Origin of the sequence: Campylobacter concisus, assembly GCF_003049065.1 — a bacterium.
Classification (GTDB): Bacteria; Campylobacterota; Campylobacteria; order Campylobacterales; family Campylobacteraceae; genus Campylobacter_A; species Campylobacter_A concisus_BE.
In genome coordinates this window covers 1-16,403 of sequence record NZ_PISC01000006.1, presented here as the reverse complement: position 1 = coordinate 16,403, position 16,403 = coordinate 1, and the positions used below count along the sequence as shown (strand labels likewise).

Genomic DNA, 16,403 nt, shown 5'->3' with positions numbered 1-16,403 from the left:
TGTTAAACAAAGACTATATTATCATTAAACAATCTTTTGCAAATTTAATCTCAGTTGCTCCATTTATAAAAATATAAATTTAATTATTTCTATTTTTTGCTTTTACCATTTATACCATTGATGGTTTCAAAAAAATCCAGTATCTTCTTATTTCTAGCAAAAATAAAACATATTATAGAAAATATAAAGTAAAAACATATATTTTCCATGTTTGGCTCAAGTTTTTGTCTTGCACCATAAACGGATATTCCAAAGGCTAATAAAACACCTTGGATAAACAAAATTATTGAAAAAATATAAAGTACATACTTCATTTATTTTCCATAAAATCCAAAAAGCTTTTAATTCCCATTAATCAACTTCCAATAATTACAATCTAATGTCATGACCATCTGGTAATCTTTTTTCCAAAAATGTTATTTGTAACTTTCTTAAATTCCTGTTTTGAGATAGTCATTTTTCTTTTCTTTTATTCAATATTAATAAACATCCACCAATAATCAAAAAGCCACTTATTGGTATGTATAATAATGGATTTGAAAAATCATGAAAAGCCCCTTTCGACCAAAATTGCTTAACAAACAACACTTTAAATCCAGCTACAATCATCACCAAAGCAAGACAATATTTAATCATTTTTATCTTTTTCTAAATTTTTCAACTCATCCGGAAACTGTCTATAATATTTTTCAACTTCTATTGTTTTAACATTACATTTAGGGCATTTGCCATTTTTTATATCGGTGAAATTATAACTATTTTTACACTTTGGACACTTTGTAAATTCTGGTATTTTAGAATTTAGCCTTATCAAATATATCGTATATGCGATCAGTAAAATGATTAAAACTATCTGCATGGTTATAGACTGCGCAGTTGATACCACATATATCTTTCCCCCTTTATAACCCTCTTCTGTTAATAGTTTATATAAATTTAATGATGATAATAATGTAAAAAATATTGCTATCACGATCCTTAGTTTAATCATGACTTAAGCCTATTTACTCGTAAATTTACATCAACCATCAACACTTCCTTCATCTTTTTTTCGTTTATTTCTAACGCTTCTTCTTTTGGGTCCTTTTTTCCTTTTTTCTAAAAATTCTATTTTTCTTATATAGTCACCATATTTGTTTGCATCCATCACCTCGCCACCACAAAAATTGCATTTACTTTTATCACGTAAATGCCCAAACCACCAAGCAGTTTTACATTTAAGACATACTAAATACTCTGGGTATTTTTTGATGTTTTTTGTGGAGCGCAAGGCAAGATAGAAAAATGCGAAACTAGCTGCCAAGCTAATAATGGCTGGAATAACATAAGTATCACCCAAACTAGAAAAATCATGTTCTATTGCAAATCTTTCGAATTTTTTATTTGCAAATATCCTAATAGATATAAATAAAAATCCAAAACCAATAAAGACATAGCAAAATTTATAAAACATAGTTATTCCTTGAATTTGTTGTTATTGCTTTTGTTTTTTAAATTTTATTTTTTTCAAATTTGACTTTTTGTTTTTTGGGTTTTTTAGGGTTTTTATTCTGTGGTTTATCTGGTATAAATTTTTCAGGCCACAAAGCCAAAAAATCACACCAATAGTAGAAATCCACGAAAAGATGCCAAAATAAAAGAATATTCCGTTGCTTTCAAAAATTGTAAGACAAATTAAAACTATAAAAGCTATTAGAATAAGGCTTCCCCATTTAAAAACTTCTTTTAATTTTTTTTGTTCTTTTACTTCATCTTTTAAACAATCAACACTTATGCGCAAAAAAAATAAAATATAAAAATTATAAAAAATATAATGAAAAAATGCAAAGTCACGCCTTAGAGCTATATCTATAAAAGCATTTATGATACTACTCATTATTTTTTCTGCCATAAAGCTACAATACTTACAATAATTATGGACAGTAGAGTAAAAATACACGGATAAATCAACCAGCCACTTGATTGATAAATAGCCAAGTACAACAAAAAAACTAAGATAAGTATCAAATTTGCAATATCTATTCTAGTTATTTTTTTAGAATATATATAAGTCTTTATAGTTAAGCATATTACTGTGTTTGTATAAAAATAAAAAATAATCCAGTGAAGAATAGGATATTTAAAGCCATAATCCGCGAACCCAAAAAAAGCATAACGACAACTATTCTTAAGATTTTATTCATCATTCAACCTTGTTGTAGGATATTTTATACCTTGCCTTAATGCGGCATTACTTATTTGAAACAGCCAATGAGCTTTTATATTTTCTTCGTGCTCCAAAATTTTATTATTTATTTGCTCCCGCTTATTTGGCGAAACAGCTGTTTTAAGTTGGTCTTTTAATTCTTTTATAGCATTACGTGAATATTTGATACTATCGTAAGATTTTAATGCGCTTGGTATAGCAACCGACCCAGCAACTGCACTAAAAAGAATGCTTGGATAATTTAAATTAATATCTCTAAAATCTACATAACCATTGTTGCTTATAGCTTGATTATAAATTTGGGTTCCTACTTGCAAGCTAGCATCTATCGTAGCGCCAGTTAAACCAGCTTTAACTGAAGTTTTTGCTTCTTGATTTAGTATAAGTTTTGACAACCCTTTTGTTCCAGCATTGGCAATAAAGCCACCGCCACCTAAACCCAAAAACATACCAGTCACATCTATTAAAGCTCCGGGAACATTTTGATTAAAGTCTTTACCATCGTAAAATTGATTTTTTGTAGCTGTGAAGTAATCTTGATAACGTAACAGTTCGTCACCATCATAATAATTTTCAAATTTAAGTCCTTGCGAATTTTCAGCAATAAATTTGTTTGCAACCACTTCATCACTTTTATCAAATTGTTGTTCGCCAAATATTTTACCAAGCAATCCAACATTTCCATCGATATCTACCATAAAGTTTGCCGAATGTTCCAATAATTTTTTTGCTTGTATATTATTTATTGTATTTCCTGTTTGATTTTCATAAAATTCTTTAAAGTTATTCACATTTTCATTAATCCACTGTTTTTCACCACTATGCAATTGTCTATTCGCTCCCAAATTCTTATCCAGCTTTGCAAATTCTCTATTGTTATTTATCATGCTTGATGTTACAGCTGTTGTTAAAGGTGTTTTAGAGAAACCTTTATCATTTAGCCATAGAGCATGAGAGAAATATCTAGTTGCAAAGTCTGAGAAATTTGAAGCATACTTAGTATCATCATCTCTATTTTTATTTATATCTCTATGATCTTGTATATCCATAGATCTTTGGTTTTCATGAGTTATGGTCTTTACTAGATCTTTCATATTGGTTATGTTTTTGAAATTTATATAGCTAGCTCCAGTTTGCAAGCTTGTATAACCTTTTACTTCTTCGTTATTATATCCTCTTTGAATGGCAGCAATTGCTCAAAGATACGATATAAATACAAATTTAAAAAATGTTATTTTAAAAATTCTATAACATCATAAGTTATCCAGGATATCAAAATAAATACCACCCAAACAAGAGCAACTCCACCGTACTTAAATTCGCCATGTTTTACTCTCTCAAAGGTGATGTCATCTTTTTTTACTTTATTTTTTACTATGCAAAGCATCAAATATACGGTAAAAACAGCAGAAAATAAATTAAAGGCCACATTAAAACCAAAAAAGATAATCACTGCAAATATTACCAAATTCCATGCTAGTACAAAAATCATTTGACCTATTTCACTTGACAACTATCCAAAACACTAATACAAAAATACAAAAAACAAGCCATACAAATGCTACAAATCCATTATTTTTTACTTGATCGTTTTTTATTTTATACAAAGTTATATCACTTATTTTAATGCCATTTTTTATCACATAATATCCGTTAAACAAAATAGGACACAAAATCAACATATACAGCCTTTGTTCACCAAAAAAATAAATAAATATCCTAAAAATAAGATAGACAAGAAATAGCAGCAGCCAAACTTTTAAAAGTATTAACAAATTATTTTTCATTTTTATTTACTTTCTTTATTTTTAACTTTTTACTATTTCTATATAAATTTTGATTTTATAATATTTTTTTAGATATTTGTGTGCTCTTTTTTAAATATCCTACAAAAGGTTTGATGAATATAAATATGTATATCGGATAATACAAAGTTGACAAAATATCCCAAAAAAGATGATCACCTGGTGATAGATCTGCACAACTACAATCTATATAGCCATGCCTACGCAAATATCCATATCCATCCATACCGCACAAAATTGCATTCATTATCAGTCTTTCTGTAAATACGAAAATAACCATAAAAATAGCAAACAAGAGTATGCTAAGAAAAACTGTAACAATTTTTAATGGCTTATCTCTAAAATTTATAATATAAAATATTTTTAAGAAAACAATTAAATTAAACAAACAAAATAATAGTAGAGAAATCTTATAGGAATAGCCAAGATAAACCATTATAATCCCAGAGTATGTAACTAAAAAATACCCTAGGATGATCATGTATTTTAACCTATCATTCATCTTTTTGCCCATTTTTATTAAATATTTTAAGCGATGTCTTTATAACTATAATAATAAGTATAAAAATAGCAATATACCGCATATATCCTTCAAAACTATCATAGATAAATTTAAAACCAAGCAAATATATTAAAAAAGTGTAATTGTTGACAAAATATCAAATTTAATTAATGAACTTGCAATATTACCTTTGATGAAAAAGGGCATAGCGCAATATACAAAAACACAAATAAAAAAGGAGACCGAAAGAAGGTTAGCTTCGCTCCAACCTCTAATATAGTACTTCCCATAGATCATACACAAAACAAGCTCTACAAATGATATACAACCCGCAGCTATTCTTTGACTTTTTTCCATATTACTTCCTATCTTGGTAATATCGCCTAAATTTTTAAATAAATTTATATGAAATTTGCATGGTTGATAAGATGACGCTATTTTTTAGGTGCTTTTTTATCGTACTTGTAGTTAAATTTTGTTAGTGGCTTGCCACAATCTGGGCACCAAGAGGTATCTTTACCAACTTTAATGGCTTTGCCACAGTTATCACACCACTTGTCTTCAAATTCTTTCTTGCTATTTTTAAATTTAATAGACCTATACCCTATCCAAAAAAATAATATAGCACCCGCTAATGATGCTATACCAGGGACCAAATAAAAATCCCCCATGATAGAATAGTCAACCCCGTCATATGCTCTTACTATTTTCTTATTAATAAAAATTTGAATAGCCGTTATTAAAAAACCAATAGATATAAAAAAATTGCTCATTTTTTTTCTTTGTCAACAAATACAGATTTTATTGCATCATAATTTGTTATTACACCGTCATAGAATTCTTTTGGATGCAGTGATTGATATACAAGCCACCCTCCTATTCCAACTTTAGTAGTAGAAGGTATACCTGGCAAATATCCTTCTATAAAGTCTACAGATTTCATAGATATATTTATATTCTTTGGATCATAAATAAAATTTCCAAACTGATAGTTAACACCTTCGGTTATTTGCTTTGGCTTACTGACTGTTATGAAATAACCTTTATCGTTGGTGGTTTTAAAATTTCCAGTGCCTTTTTTATTTATTACTTGTTCATATATCACTTTATTTCCTGATAGATCAAGACTGCGAGCTACATACTCTTTGCCATTGTGTCTTAGTATACCATCACTACCTAATGTTCCACCTTTTGGGGTGTTGGCCAATAGTTTTTCATTTACCCTTGCTTGCATTTCCACAAATGGAGCTTTTATTACATTTTTTGAGCTAGAGTATAGAGCTGATGATAGCTGTTTTGCAGCACCGATAGCTGGCTTTGCAAATGGTATAAGTATATCACTTGTATCTCCTATTCCCATGATACGCTCTGGATCCCAATGTTTATCTTCATACTGCTCTTTGGTTGCAGTGTATAAAGGATAATGCTGTATATCGTCTTGATAATTGTCAAGGAAGTATAAATTTCTCTCTTTAGCAGTAGTTACTAATATATTATATGCCTCATCTATTTTATCCCTATCAAACACTATACTATATCCAGGCACCTCGCTTTCATCAGCGCTTTCTAATGTAGATACAACATGTTCAAAAGCTTCTTTTTGAGATTTATCGACATTTGTTTTAGCTGCAAGCATAAAAAGATTTATTGACTGAGCATAAGGTATGTTATTTTCTTTACTATATCTATATGCTAACTCCATTGCAAGATCATATTCATTGTTTGTTAGCATCCTATTCACCCCCAAATTCTTATCCAGCTTTGCAAATTCTCTATTGTTATTTATCATGCTTGATGTTACAGCTGTTGTTAAAGGTGTTTTAGAGAAACCTTTATCATTTAGCCATAGAGCATGAGAGAAATATCTAGTTGCAAAGTCTGAGAAATTTGAAGCATACTTAGTATCATCATCTCTATTTTTATTTATATCTCTATGATCTTGTATATCCATAGATCTTTGGTTTTCATGAGTTATGGTCTTTACTAGATCTTTCATATTGGTTATGTTTTTGAAATTTATATAGCTAGCTCCAGTTTGCAAGCTTGTATAACCTTTTACTTCTTCGTTATTATATCCTCTTTCATCTGTATATATAGCCTTTAAATCATTTGGTAGATATCCTAGATTCTTCATAACGGCAAGTGTTATTAGCTCCATAGCCTCTTTTCTTTGTGCTTCGGTTGTAGTGCTGCTAGATAAAAATGCTTGCAGTTCTGGTGAGTTTGCCACCTCTTCTCTAACACCATTTAATACTTTGTATTGCTTGCTTACTTCTTTAAAGAATGAGAATATATTTGCTCTATCTGTAGTTGATATTTGCTTTATGGCGTCTATTATGGTGCTAGTATCTACTATCTCTTTAGCTATCTCCTTTTGCCCACTCTTTGTTAGCACCCTTAAATCCATACTAGCATCTACATTTGAGCTTATGCTAGTATTTACTAGATCTTTTGTTAGTTTAGTTGTATCTCTATTTAGTCTTGTTAGATCATCAGAGTTATCTTTATCAGCTATCTCTATGTTGCCACTGCCTAGAGTTGCTAGGTTTTTAGATAGTGTGTAGCTTAAATTTCTTTGGTTTGAGTAGTTTATTGACTTTAGACCAGAGTAGCTTGAGTCTGATTTGCCTTGACCACTTTGACTAGCTTTACTATCATCTTTTTTACCTACTTGGTAATTAGCACCTATACTAAGAGATGATCCTTTGTTATAGCTTGTATTTGATAGATTCTCATAGCTTATGGTATTTGTTTTTAAATTTAGGTTGTGGTTATCTATAAAGGTATTATCTTTATCATACTCTCCTGCTGCTAGTAGTGATCCTTTTAAATGAGTGTTTTTGCCTACCTCTACGTTTAGCTCATTAGCTGTTATGGATGAGAGGTTTGTCTGTTTTATCTTTGTGTTAGAGTTTGACTTACTAATACTAGCTCCAACAGAGCTTAGAGATCTATCTCCAGATGCAAAGTTTTTAGCATTAGTTGCTCCAGAGTAGCTTACGCTTAAATTTATACCCTTGCTTTTAGAGCTAGCATCTTTTATATCTCTAGTACTCTCTAAACTTAGGTTATTTCCTACTTTTAAATTTAATCTCTCGTCAGCTCTTAAATTTGCTCCCTTGATGGTTGCATCATTGGCTGTGTTTATATTCATATCTTTAGCTGAGTAAAGATGAGAGTTGTTATTTGTTAGGCTTTGTTCGCTTTGTTTTAAGCTATTTGTTCCAAGCTCTAGTGAGCTAGAGTTTGCTCCATAAAATGTAAAACCAAATCCTGTTGTGAGAGATTTGGTGTTTGATTTATATTTTAAACTATCTTCACTAGAGTTTATATTTAGGTTGTTTGAGTTTAAGCTCATATCCTTTTTTGATGCTAGGTCTGAGCCTGCGATAGATATATCTTTAGCTGAGTTTATATTTATATGTTTAGCATTTAGACTAGATTTGTTTGAGCTAGTTTGCTTTAAAGAGCTCTCTTGTTTAGTGGTAGCAAGATCAGCTCTTACTCCTACGCTAAAGCCATATGTTCCTGAGCTTGCAGCTGCAGCTGCCATTTGGGTTATAAGTGCTAAATTCTTCGCATTTACATTCTCAGTTGCAAGAAGAATGTTTTCTTTAAAGTATTTCTCCTCGTCTCTATACTCTTCTAATATCTCGCTTACTTCTTCTATGTCAGAGTAGTCTATGCCTACCTCTTTATTTCTATATCTTTGCTTGATATCACTTAGGCTAGCTTCTAGCTTTGACTTCTCTTTTTTATAGTTGTCATACTCTTTTTTCACTCTTTTTAGCTGAGCGATCGCCTCTTTTAGAGCAAGTGCTGCTGGAACGATCTGGGCATACTCGTTTTGAGCGGTGATAGATAGTGTGCCAGTTGCCTCTTTGCTTGATGTATCTTTGGCGTAGAGGTTGGTTGAGTGTTTGATATTTGAGTTTTGGCTAGTTAAATTTATGGCTTCATTAGCGTTTAAATTTGAGCCTACTATATTTATATCATCTTTTGCGTTTAGGTTTATGTCGCCATTTGCATTTAAATTTGACGAGTTTGCATTTACCCAATTCTCTTTTGAGCTTTTTTGATCTAAGCTAGCTTTTGCGACAGGTACTTTTATAGATGTGTCTTTTGTTTTTGCTTTTAGATCTTTTATAGGATTTAGCTTTTGTATTAGGTCTGCTTTTAAATTCTTGATGTGCTCACCAATTGAGATTAAGCCTATCTTACTTTTTTTACTAACTTCGTTTCTATAGCTCTCATCATTAGTATTTGATATATCTATGCTATTGGCATTTAAATTTATATCTTTTTGTGAATTTAGGTTTGCACCTTTTAGGCTGATATTGCTTGCGTTTATATTTATGTTTTCATTTGCATTTAAATTTGAAGCAACTGCCCTTTTATCGCCTTTTTCAAGTAGATGAAGGTTGCTTTCATAAAGAGATGTTGGTTTTAATGAAAAGCGTGAGCTTTTAGTAAAGCTTTGGCTTGCTTCTACGTTGTGATTAGCATCTACTATAACGTTTTCATCTGCGTTTAAATTTATATTATTAGCATTTAGATTTGATGAGACTAGAGCTAGGTTGCCGCCAGCTTTTAGACTGATATCGCCTGCGTTTAAATTTGAGCTAATGACCTTTTGATTTATAGCCATTAGATGAGACTCTTTTTTAGAGAAAAAGCCCTTTGACTTCTCTTTAGTCTCCGTGCTCTCGTTTGTATTAGCACCTACTACATATATATCATTTCCAGCTTCTATGTTTAGCTTGTTAGTAGCTCTTAAGTTGCTTGAGCTTATCTGTGTGTTTGACTTAGAGTTTAAATTTATATCTTTTGCGTCTAGGTTTGCGCTATTTAGCGTTTGGATGTTTTGGCTAAATTCTACGCCTTTTTCTTTTGCGCTATGGCTATAGGCAAACTCTTTAGCGTTTATGTTTATATTATCTGCGTTTAAATTTATCTTATCAGCCTCTAAGCCTCCGCCAGTGATGTTTAAATTTTCTTTAGCGTTTAGGTTAAGGCTCTCGTCTGCTTTTAAATTTGACGCCTTACTAAACTGAGATGACTCTTTGTCTAAGCTTATATTATTTGCATTTACATTTATATTTTTGGCTGAAATTTCACTTGAGTTGATATTTGCCCCATTGGCTTTTAAATTTATATCTTTAGAGTTTAGCTCTAGGTGATTTAGGTTTAAATTTTGTGAGTTTAGATTGATATTGTCAGCCACTACGCTGCCAGCTAGGCTTATGTTGCCTTTGGCGTCTAGGTCTATGTTGTTAGCCATTACTAGAGCTGAGGCTTTTACATTTTTATCTTTTGCTTCATTTTTAAATTTACTTATACTCTCATTTCTTGCTTCATATAGGCCATCAAGGATATTTGCTATATAAGCTGAGTTTATACTATCAATGCTGTAGTAATACCCTTGGTTTTTCACCCTTCTATTTAGGTTTTTGATAACCGGGCTATTAAATATTGGCTCAGAGAATTTATCTAGATCAACATTTGCTAGTTTTATATCATCATTTAGTGCGTAGCTTGAAAAGTCCTGCGTGCTTCCTACTATGTTATTGCCCGCTGCAAAAACTGCTGGCAAACCAACATCAGTGTATGAGAAGTTAAAATTCGTGCTTTTTCCGCCTTTAGTCACCCATTTCTTTTTGCCAGTGACTTTTCCCATTTTACCTTTCCACTCTTGTTGCTTCCATTTAAACTCATTAAAGCTTTGACCATCTCTTCTTAAATTTAGCGCTACGTTTGTTATATCTTTGCTATCAAGCACAAGGTCGTTGCCTGCGTAGATAAAGCTCTTATCATTTAGCACTTCATCTGTTTTTAAATTTATATCATTGCTTGCTACTATGCTACCTGGGACGAAATTTGCCTTATCTTCTTCGTTTAAAATTTCTTTGTTTATAGAGTAGTAAATTCTCTTTAGCACTTCGCGGTCTTTTGCTTTGCTAGTATCAAGTACTACTTCGTTTTTGTCTATGTCTAGTCTTAAGTTATAAAATACCTTTGTCGATGTGCCATATAGATATGAGTCTTTATGTAAATTTAGAGCATAAAGGGTGCTATCTTTATTTATAGCCTCTTTTAAAATTTCAGCATTTAGCTCCTCTTCGTTTAGCTCTTTGCCTAGTTTTTTAAATTTAGCCTCAATCTTTGCTTTTATCTCTTTTAAATTTACCTCTTCAAGTTTAAATCTATTCTCGCCACTTTGCTTTAGAGCTAAATTTTTAGCAAATGAGCTTTTCTCTACCCTCGCCTGCGAGCTTGAGTTATTTACTAGCTTTTTAGCCTCTACATTTATATCTTTAGCATAAATTTGACTAGAGGTATTTACCAAAGTGTCTGCTTTTATGTTAAGGCTCTCTTTTGCTGCTATTAGCGCTTCATCTTTGTTTGTTATAGTATTTGCCTCTATCTTAGCCTCTTTGTTAGAAGCGATAGCGCCAGCATTAACTATATCACCATCAAGGCTTATCTCTATGTTGTTATTTGCTATAACTAGACCATTATTATTTACGCCTACGCCATTACTTGTGCCAACTAGTTTGATCTTATTAGCATACATACCGCCAAGCGCGCTACTATCTAGGCTAAAGCTGTTTTCTTGGTTTTTAGCTTTTACGTCGTTATAAAGCCTATCTTTGCTTGAAGCTACCGCCTTTTCACCGATGATGTTTAGCTCATTTGCGTGGATATTTGAGTTTAAATTTATGGCATTTGAGATCACATTAGTATAGTCGCTGCTCTTATCGTTTAGGCCGTCCCCTACGATGTCGATTGACTTATCAGATATTAGCTCTATCTCTTTAGGACTTAGTTTATTGATATTGCCTGTTGTTAGTGTGAGTGAGCGAGAGTTGATCATATTTAGACCATCTACGCTTATGCCATTTGGGTTTGCTATGACCACATCAGCTCTGCTACCAGCAACCTCTAAATTTCCTTTTAGAGATGATTTCTCAGCCGAATTTACTTTGTTGATAATAAGGCTTGCCTCTTTATTTAGCCTATAGTTTGCATCTATCTGGCCAGCTATCTTAGTATCTATGTTTTTATTAGAGTTATTAAGGATAGTGCCAGTTGGAGGGGTATTAAACCTGCTATATTCATTTATAGAGACGCCCTTGCTATCAGGGTTTGTGATGTTTATGATTAGCGTCTCATTAGGAGCTTTTAGTATATCAGGGCGGTTGCTAGCGCCTGGATCAGCTATGATGCTTGGCTCATTTGCAAGGGCAGGCATAGTGCCAAGTAGCAAAGAGAGACTTACGTAGAAATTTAAGCCTATGGTTAAAAGGCTAGGCTTTTGATTGCTTTGCGCATCTGAAATTTGGTTGTTCTTTAGCATATTTTATCCTTAAAATTCGTAGCTTATGATGAAATTTACATTTGTTGATTTAGATTCAAAGCTCTTTGGTTTATAAAGAGGTTTAGAGACAGATATGTCGTAGCTTAGGTTGTTGTAGGCTTTTATGCTGCCTCTTAGACCTATGGCGTATCCAGCAAGGGTGTTTTTATCCTTTATGCCGATATTTGCTGCTCTTACCATGCCAGCGTCAAGCCCTGCATAGACAGAGTTACTCTTATGGTAGTTATATGAGAGGGTATTTCTTACGCTTACTCCGTGGTTTCCAACAAGCGAGCTCTCCCCGTCAAATCCCCTAACACTGTGATACCCTCCGATGCTAAATTTATCTTGCAAGCTTAGTTTATTTAGACCATATCTTGCGTTGATATTTAGATCATAACTTAGTGGAAGTTCAAATTTATATTTGTAGTTTAGGTTTAAATTTATTAGAGCAAACCTAGATGTAGCCTCACCGCTATCCTCTAGTGGATCAGGCTGCGATCTAAATATACCAGTGCCCTTTTTGTAAGCTAGCTTAGCGCTAAAAGCTTGGTTGTAAGAATTCCAGCTTGATTTTAAACCTACCTCATATCCAGCATTTCTTCTAGCTTGATTATCTAGCTCGTAGTCCTCTAGGTAGTTTTTATTTTTTCTCTTAAATAGCTTTACATAAGCGCTATTTTTAAAATTTGAGTCTCTATAAAATGTATAAGCAAGACTTAGTGAGTCACTCTCGCTTCTACCTTTATATGTATAGAGGTTGTAGGCTGCGTTTATGATCTGAGCGTAGTCATATTTGCTCTTTTCGTATTCAAGCATGAAGTAGCCAAATGGGATACTAAAGCCATAATAATAGTTATTTGAAGCTCCGTGATCAGTAGCGCCATTAAATTTATTTGTCACCTCATATTTTTTAAATATATCTTTGCCGCGTGAGAAGCTAAAAATTTCGTTAAATCCAAGTAAATTTAGCGTGCTTAAATTTAGCATGCCTTGATACTTGCCGCTTTGTTTTGAGCCAAGGTTATCAATGCTTATAGCAGCCTTTAGAGGGAAGCTATCAACTCTAGTGATCGCTATGTTTGAAAAGCCAGCTCTGTTTGAAGGTAAGAATTTAATGCTAACGTCATTTTTAGAGACGTTTTGCAGTGACTCAAGAGCCTGCTCGATATCTCTTATGTTTGCCACTTTATTTTTATGAGAGTACTCACCAAATGCGCTAAATAAGCTCGCTCTATTTCTTTGGCTGTCAAGCTCGTTTATGCTTATGTTATCTATTAAGCCAAGATTTATCACAAACTCTAGCTTGGCATCTTTTAGGCTCTTTGTAACTAGGCTCGCACTTGAAGTGATATAGCCACTTTTTATTATCTCGTTGTTAAAAGAGTTTATGATTAGATTGATAGAGTTTTTGCCAAGACAGCTGCCTGATTTAAAATCAAGCTTATTTAAGCTAGCCTCTAAGATAGAGTTAAATTTAGAGTAGTTTGCATTATAAGCTTTTCTTATTATAGCCTCATCAGCACCACTACTAGCGTTAAAGCTAGCAACTTCATTCTCACTAAGAAGTGAAATTTTATCTATTTTAAAGCATGGAGTTTCGTTTAAATTTAGCTTACCTTCTGAAGTTGATTTTTCGTTAAGTAAATTTATGTTGGAGCTTTCGTTAAAAGAGCTTGCCATATTCGCCCTAATCTCTTCGTTGTTTAACTCGTTTTTTAGATTAGTCTCATTAGCAAGTAGCGCAGCACACACCATGCTTAAAGATAAGAGAGTTCTCATCTTAACCTTCCTTGGAAATAACTATAAAGTTATATTTTTTAAAATAATTTAGTGACATTATAAAGGATTTAATCTTAATCTAATATTAAAATATAATGAGAAAAAAGAATTTTTATACAAAATATTTCAAAAATGAAACTTTTTAGATATATAAATGGCAAAGATAAATTTATTTTGATTTATCCATTGCTGGATAAAATTTAATTTTATATTGACAATGATTATTATTTTGATATAATTGCGCAACTGATTTTATTTCGTAATTTCAGTGATTAAACTATTTTTATAGTCATACTATTTTTATAAATTTGATAAAGTAAATTTGGTTTTGATTCCTAAATTTCTATAAAACTTAGCAAAATTTAGATCTATAAAAATTTAAAAATATTTTTGTGACATATATTAGAAAAAGAAAAATAGACATTTTAATCTGAAAGGATAGGCAATGAACAAGCATTTATTTGCACTTTTGGCTTTGGCAGCATTTAGCAGCCACTCTTTAGCTCACGAATTTTGGATTTTTGGAAGTAGCAAGGAGGTAACTAGCGTCGATATCGGCTATGCAGACGACTTCCCAACTGTTGAAAAGATCCCAGATAATAGGATCGCCCTATTTGAAGCCCCATATGTTATAAACAAAAATGGCGAGAAACTGAGCCTAAAACAAAGCGGCGAAAACTACCACTATGAAAGGGCCAAACTAGAGGACGGCTCATATCTTATAGCTGGCGAGTATAAGCCTACGTTTTGGACAAAAGCAAGCGATGGCACATGGCACATGGGCAAAACCAAAGAGGACATCAAGGACGCCAAATACTGCAAAAAAGCGAGCATGAGCGCAAAAGGCATCATAAATAAAAACGCGAAAGATGGCTCAGTCACAAAGCCTTCACAGCAGCGCTTAGAGATAGTCCCACTTGACAATCCAGCAAATTTCAAAGTTGGCGCGCCGTTTAAAGTTAAAATTCTATTTGAGGGCAAACCTTTAGAAAATGCTACGCTTGATGGAACATTTGATGGATTTTTAAAAGAAAAAAGCGCATTTCACGGCCAAACTGAGCCAGACGGTACGATAGAGGTGCTTGCACTTAAACCTGGAAAATGGCTACTACAAACAGTACACAAAATGCCATTTGCCGACTCAAAAATTTGCGATGACGAGACGATCGCTGCAACACTTGCATTTGAGCTAAAATAGTAAATTTAGCAGTGGGCGTATCGGCTTGATACGCTCTTTTTTTCGTATTATTTTGTTGCATTTGAGACTATTAGGGCATAAATAAAATTATCTCCATTGTTTTTATAATAATTATTTATATATTCACTTGCTTTTTCAAAAGATTTTATAAAGTTGCTCCCAGAAAAGCTCCAGCTATCATATGTAATGATGATTTCATCACCATTTAACTCATAAACATCTCCGCCAAGCACTGTCATCTCTTTTTCTTTGATGATGTCTAAAACTTTTATAACATCATCAAATTTCCAGCCGATCTCATAAACACCGATTTTGTCACTTAGAAAAATCCCCCTATTTAATAGTGCTTGAGGCAAGATGTTTATAAAGTCTAAATCTATAATCATAAATTTTCCATCATATCCGTCCAAAACGGCACATTTTTATATTCACTTATATATTTTGAAATATCAACACCACAAAATTCATACAACAAATACTCTTGTAAATTTCTACCATAATAGACTATATCGCCATAATGTATTGACAAGACTGGCTGATCGTTATCATCATTCATCTCTGGCATAAATCTATGAGAATAGACTGGTATGATCTTTGGCGCATTTTTATATAGCTCAGCCACAACTTCAACTCTTTGCTCTCTTGATATCTTACACCATTGATCCGGCGAATAAGTACTATTTGGTATATATTCTTCAAAAGAGGCGCTTTTTACAAATTCATAAAAATGTTGCATCATATTTTTTATTTTCGTGACATTCCCACTTGAAAAATCACGCCAATTATAAAACCCATCCGAAACTGGTAAAGCTGTAGTCAAAAACAACTTTAAACAAAGAGGAAATTTAATCTTATAAATTTCATATATTTTTTCAAACTCGTTTTGAGTAAGACCGGCGTCAAATTTAATACCACTATCTTTAATGAGTTTAATAATTTCTAAATACGCTATTCAATCCCTATAAAACTTTTATAATAATTTAAATAAATTCCAAAATCTAAAATTACTCCTACTAAAGTTGATATTTTATACCCGCAGTAATCATTCTCTAAAGTATTTAATGTATTTGTATAGAAGTATAGATATTACGACTTATAACAAAATACAAATAGTTGAAACTTACAAGAAAATACAATTTTTATTTAAGAATTTAAAAAATGGTGACCCATACGAGACTCGAACTCGTGTTACCAACGTGAGAGGCTGGTGTCCTAACCGCTAGACGAATGGGCCAAAAGATGGTGCCCCGTGTAGGTCTCGAACCTACGACCCCATCATTAAGAGTGATATGCTCTACCAACTGAGCTAACGAGGCAAGATTAAATATCAATAACAAAGTGTTATCTTAGAACTTATAATCTTAAAATTTAATTTGATCACTCAAAAAACAAGATAAATAGAATCAAGAACCTTAACCTAAGGTTTAGTAGATGGCGCAGCGGACGGGGCTCGAACCCGCGACCTCCGCCGTGACAGGGCGGCATTCTAACCAACTGAACTACCGCTGCACCTAAAAGTAATGGTGGTCGCTATAAGACTCGAACTTATGACA

Annotated in this window: 12 protein-coding genes and 3 tRNA genes; 1 reads left to right on the top strand and 14 read right to left on the bottom strand. The window is 32.5% G+C overall.

The genetic code is table 11. The features are described from left to right. Window positions 1-89: 89 nt before the first annotated feature. The 9 genes from CVS81_RS06105 to CVS81_RS06045 all read right to left on the bottom strand — a co-directional run bounded on the left by CVS81_RS06105 (window position 90) and on the right by CVS81_RS06045 (window position 13,652). On the bottom strand, window positions 90-314 hold the full coding sequence (locus tag CVS81_RS06105; protein WP_107965416.1) for a hypothetical protein: 225 nt from the start codon (window positions 312-314) through the stop codon (window positions 90-92). A 314-nt stretch (window positions 315-628) separates the two neighbouring features. After that, complete coding sequence (locus CVS81_RS06095) at window positions 629-991, bottom strand: hypothetical protein (protein ID WP_107965414.1); 363 nt, start codon at window positions 989-991, stop codon at window positions 629-631. A 30-nt stretch (window positions 992-1,021) separates the two neighbouring features. Continuing rightward, window positions 1,022-1,453, bottom strand: coding sequence for a hypothetical protein (locus CVS81_RS06090; protein WP_107965413.1), 432 nt, complete (start codon window positions 1,451-1,453; stop codon window positions 1,022-1,024). A gap of 21 nt (window positions 1,454-1,474) precedes the next feature. Beyond that, window positions 1,475-1,891: a hypothetical protein gene (locus CVS81_RS06085; RefSeq protein ID WP_107965412.1), complete on the bottom strand. Its 417-nt coding sequence runs from the start codon at window positions 1,889-1,891 to the stop codon at window positions 1,475-1,477. 284 nt (window positions 1,892-2,175) lie between these two features. Further along, entirely contained in the window at window positions 2,176-3,300 is a 1,125-nt protein-coding gene (locus tag CVS81_RS09880; protein ID WP_199907163.1) for a hypothetical protein, read from the bottom strand. A 137-nt stretch (window positions 3,301-3,437) separates the two neighbouring features. Further along, complete coding sequence (locus tag CVS81_RS06075; protein WP_159070969.1) at window positions 3,438-3,719, bottom strand: hypothetical protein; 282 nt, start codon at window positions 3,717-3,719, stop codon at window positions 3,438-3,440. 1,228 nt (window positions 3,720-4,947) lie between these two features. Then, the gene (locus tag CVS81_RS06055) at window positions 4,948-5,286 is read right to left on the bottom strand and encodes a hypothetical protein (RefSeq protein ID WP_107965407.1); all 339 of its coding nucleotides are present in this window, start codon (window positions 5,284-5,286) and stop codon (window positions 4,948-4,950) included. After that, window positions 5,283-11,870: a hemagglutinin repeat-containing protein gene (locus CVS81_RS06050; protein WP_107965406.1), complete on the bottom strand. Its 6,588-nt coding sequence runs from the start codon at window positions 11,868-11,870 to the stop codon at window positions 5,283-5,285. Before CVS81_RS06050 ends, CVS81_RS06055 begins: the two co-directional genes overlap by 4 nt. 9 nt (window positions 11,871-11,879) lie before the next feature. Next, window positions 11,880-13,652 (bottom strand): ShlB/FhaC/HecB family hemolysin secretion/activation protein, encoded by a 1,773-nt coding sequence (locus tag CVS81_RS06045; RefSeq protein WP_107965405.1) that lies wholly within the window; start codon window positions 13,650-13,652, stop codon window positions 11,880-11,882. Window positions 13,653-14,097: 445 nt separating this feature from the next. Between CVS81_RS06045 and CVS81_RS06040 the strand changes: the two genes are divergently transcribed. Next, window positions 14,098-14,850: a DUF4198 domain-containing protein gene (locus CVS81_RS06040; RefSeq protein WP_107965404.1), complete on the top strand. Its 753-nt coding sequence runs from the start codon at window positions 14,098-14,100 to the stop codon at window positions 14,848-14,850. Window positions 14,851-14,897: 47 nt separating this feature from the next. Here the strand turns inward: CVS81_RS06040 and imm40 are convergent, their stop codons facing one another. The 5 genes from imm40 to CVS81_RS06015 all read right to left on the bottom strand — a co-directional run bounded on the left by imm40 (window position 14,898) and on the right by CVS81_RS06015 (window position 16,359). Continuing rightward, entirely contained in the window at window positions 14,898-15,236 is a 339-nt protein-coding gene (gene imm40 / locus CVS81_RS06035; protein ID WP_107965403.1) for an Imm40 family immunity protein, read from the bottom strand. Beyond that, window positions 15,233-15,586, bottom strand: a complete 354-nt coding sequence (locus tag CVS81_RS06030; RefSeq protein ID WP_159070968.1) for a hypothetical protein — start codon at window positions 15,584-15,586, stop codon at window positions 15,233-15,235. The genes imm40 and CVS81_RS06030 overlap by 4 nt, the downstream gene beginning before the upstream one ends. Window positions 15,587-16,009: 423 nt before the next feature. Continuing rightward, a tRNA-Glu gene (locus CVS81_RS06025) sits at window positions 16,010-16,084 on the bottom strand. A gap of 6 nt (window positions 16,085-16,090) precedes the next feature. Beyond that, window positions 16,091-16,166, bottom strand: a tRNA-Lys gene (locus CVS81_RS06020). 116 nt (window positions 16,167-16,282) lie between these two features. Further along, window positions 16,283-16,359: transfer RNA gene (locus tag CVS81_RS06015), tRNA-Asp, on the bottom strand. Window positions 16,360-16,403 lie beyond the last annotated feature (44 nt).

Bases quoted from the DNA above. Each gene is read 5' to 3' on its own strand.
- CVS81_RS06050 (WP_107965406.1), bottom strand. From the start codon at position 11,870: ATGCTAAAGAACAACCAAATTTCAGATGCGCAAAGCAATCAAAAGCCT.
- imm40 (WP_107965403.1), bottom strand. From the start codon at position 15,236: ATGATTATAGATTTAGACTTTATAAACATCTTGCCTCAAGCACTATTA.
- CVS81_RS06105 (WP_107965416.1), bottom strand. From the start codon at position 314: ATGAAGTATGTACTTTATATTTTTTCAATAATTTTGTTTATCCAAGGT.
- CVS81_RS06095 (WP_107965414.1), bottom strand. From the start codon at position 991: ATGATTAAACTAAGGATCGTGATAGCAATATTTTTTACATTATTATCA.
- CVS81_RS06090 (WP_107965413.1), bottom strand. From the start codon at position 1,453: ATGTTTTATAAATTTTGCTATGTCTTTATTGGTTTTGGATTTTTATTT.
- CVS81_RS06040 (WP_107965404.1), top strand. From the start codon at position 14,098: ATGAACAAGCATTTATTTGCACTTTTGGCTTTGGCAGCATTTAGCAGC.
- CVS81_RS06085 (WP_107965412.1), bottom strand. From the start codon at position 1,891: ATGGCAGAAAAAATAATGAGTAGTATCATAAATGCTTTTATAGATATA.
- CVS81_RS06055 (WP_107965407.1), bottom strand. From the start codon at position 5,286: ATGAGCAATTTTTTTATATCTATTGGTTTTTTAATAACGGCTATTCAA.
- CVS81_RS06045 (WP_107965405.1), bottom strand. From the start codon at position 13,652: ATGAGAACTCTCTTATCTTTAAGCATGGTGTGTGCTGCGCTACTTGCT.
- CVS81_RS06030 (WP_159070968.1), bottom strand. From the start codon at position 15,586: ATGCAACATTTTTATGAATTTGTAAAAAGCGCCTCTTTTGAAGAATAT.
- CVS81_RS09880 (WP_199907163.1), bottom strand. From the start codon at position 3,300: ATGAAAGATCTAGTAAAGACCATAACTCATGAAAACCAAAGATCTATG.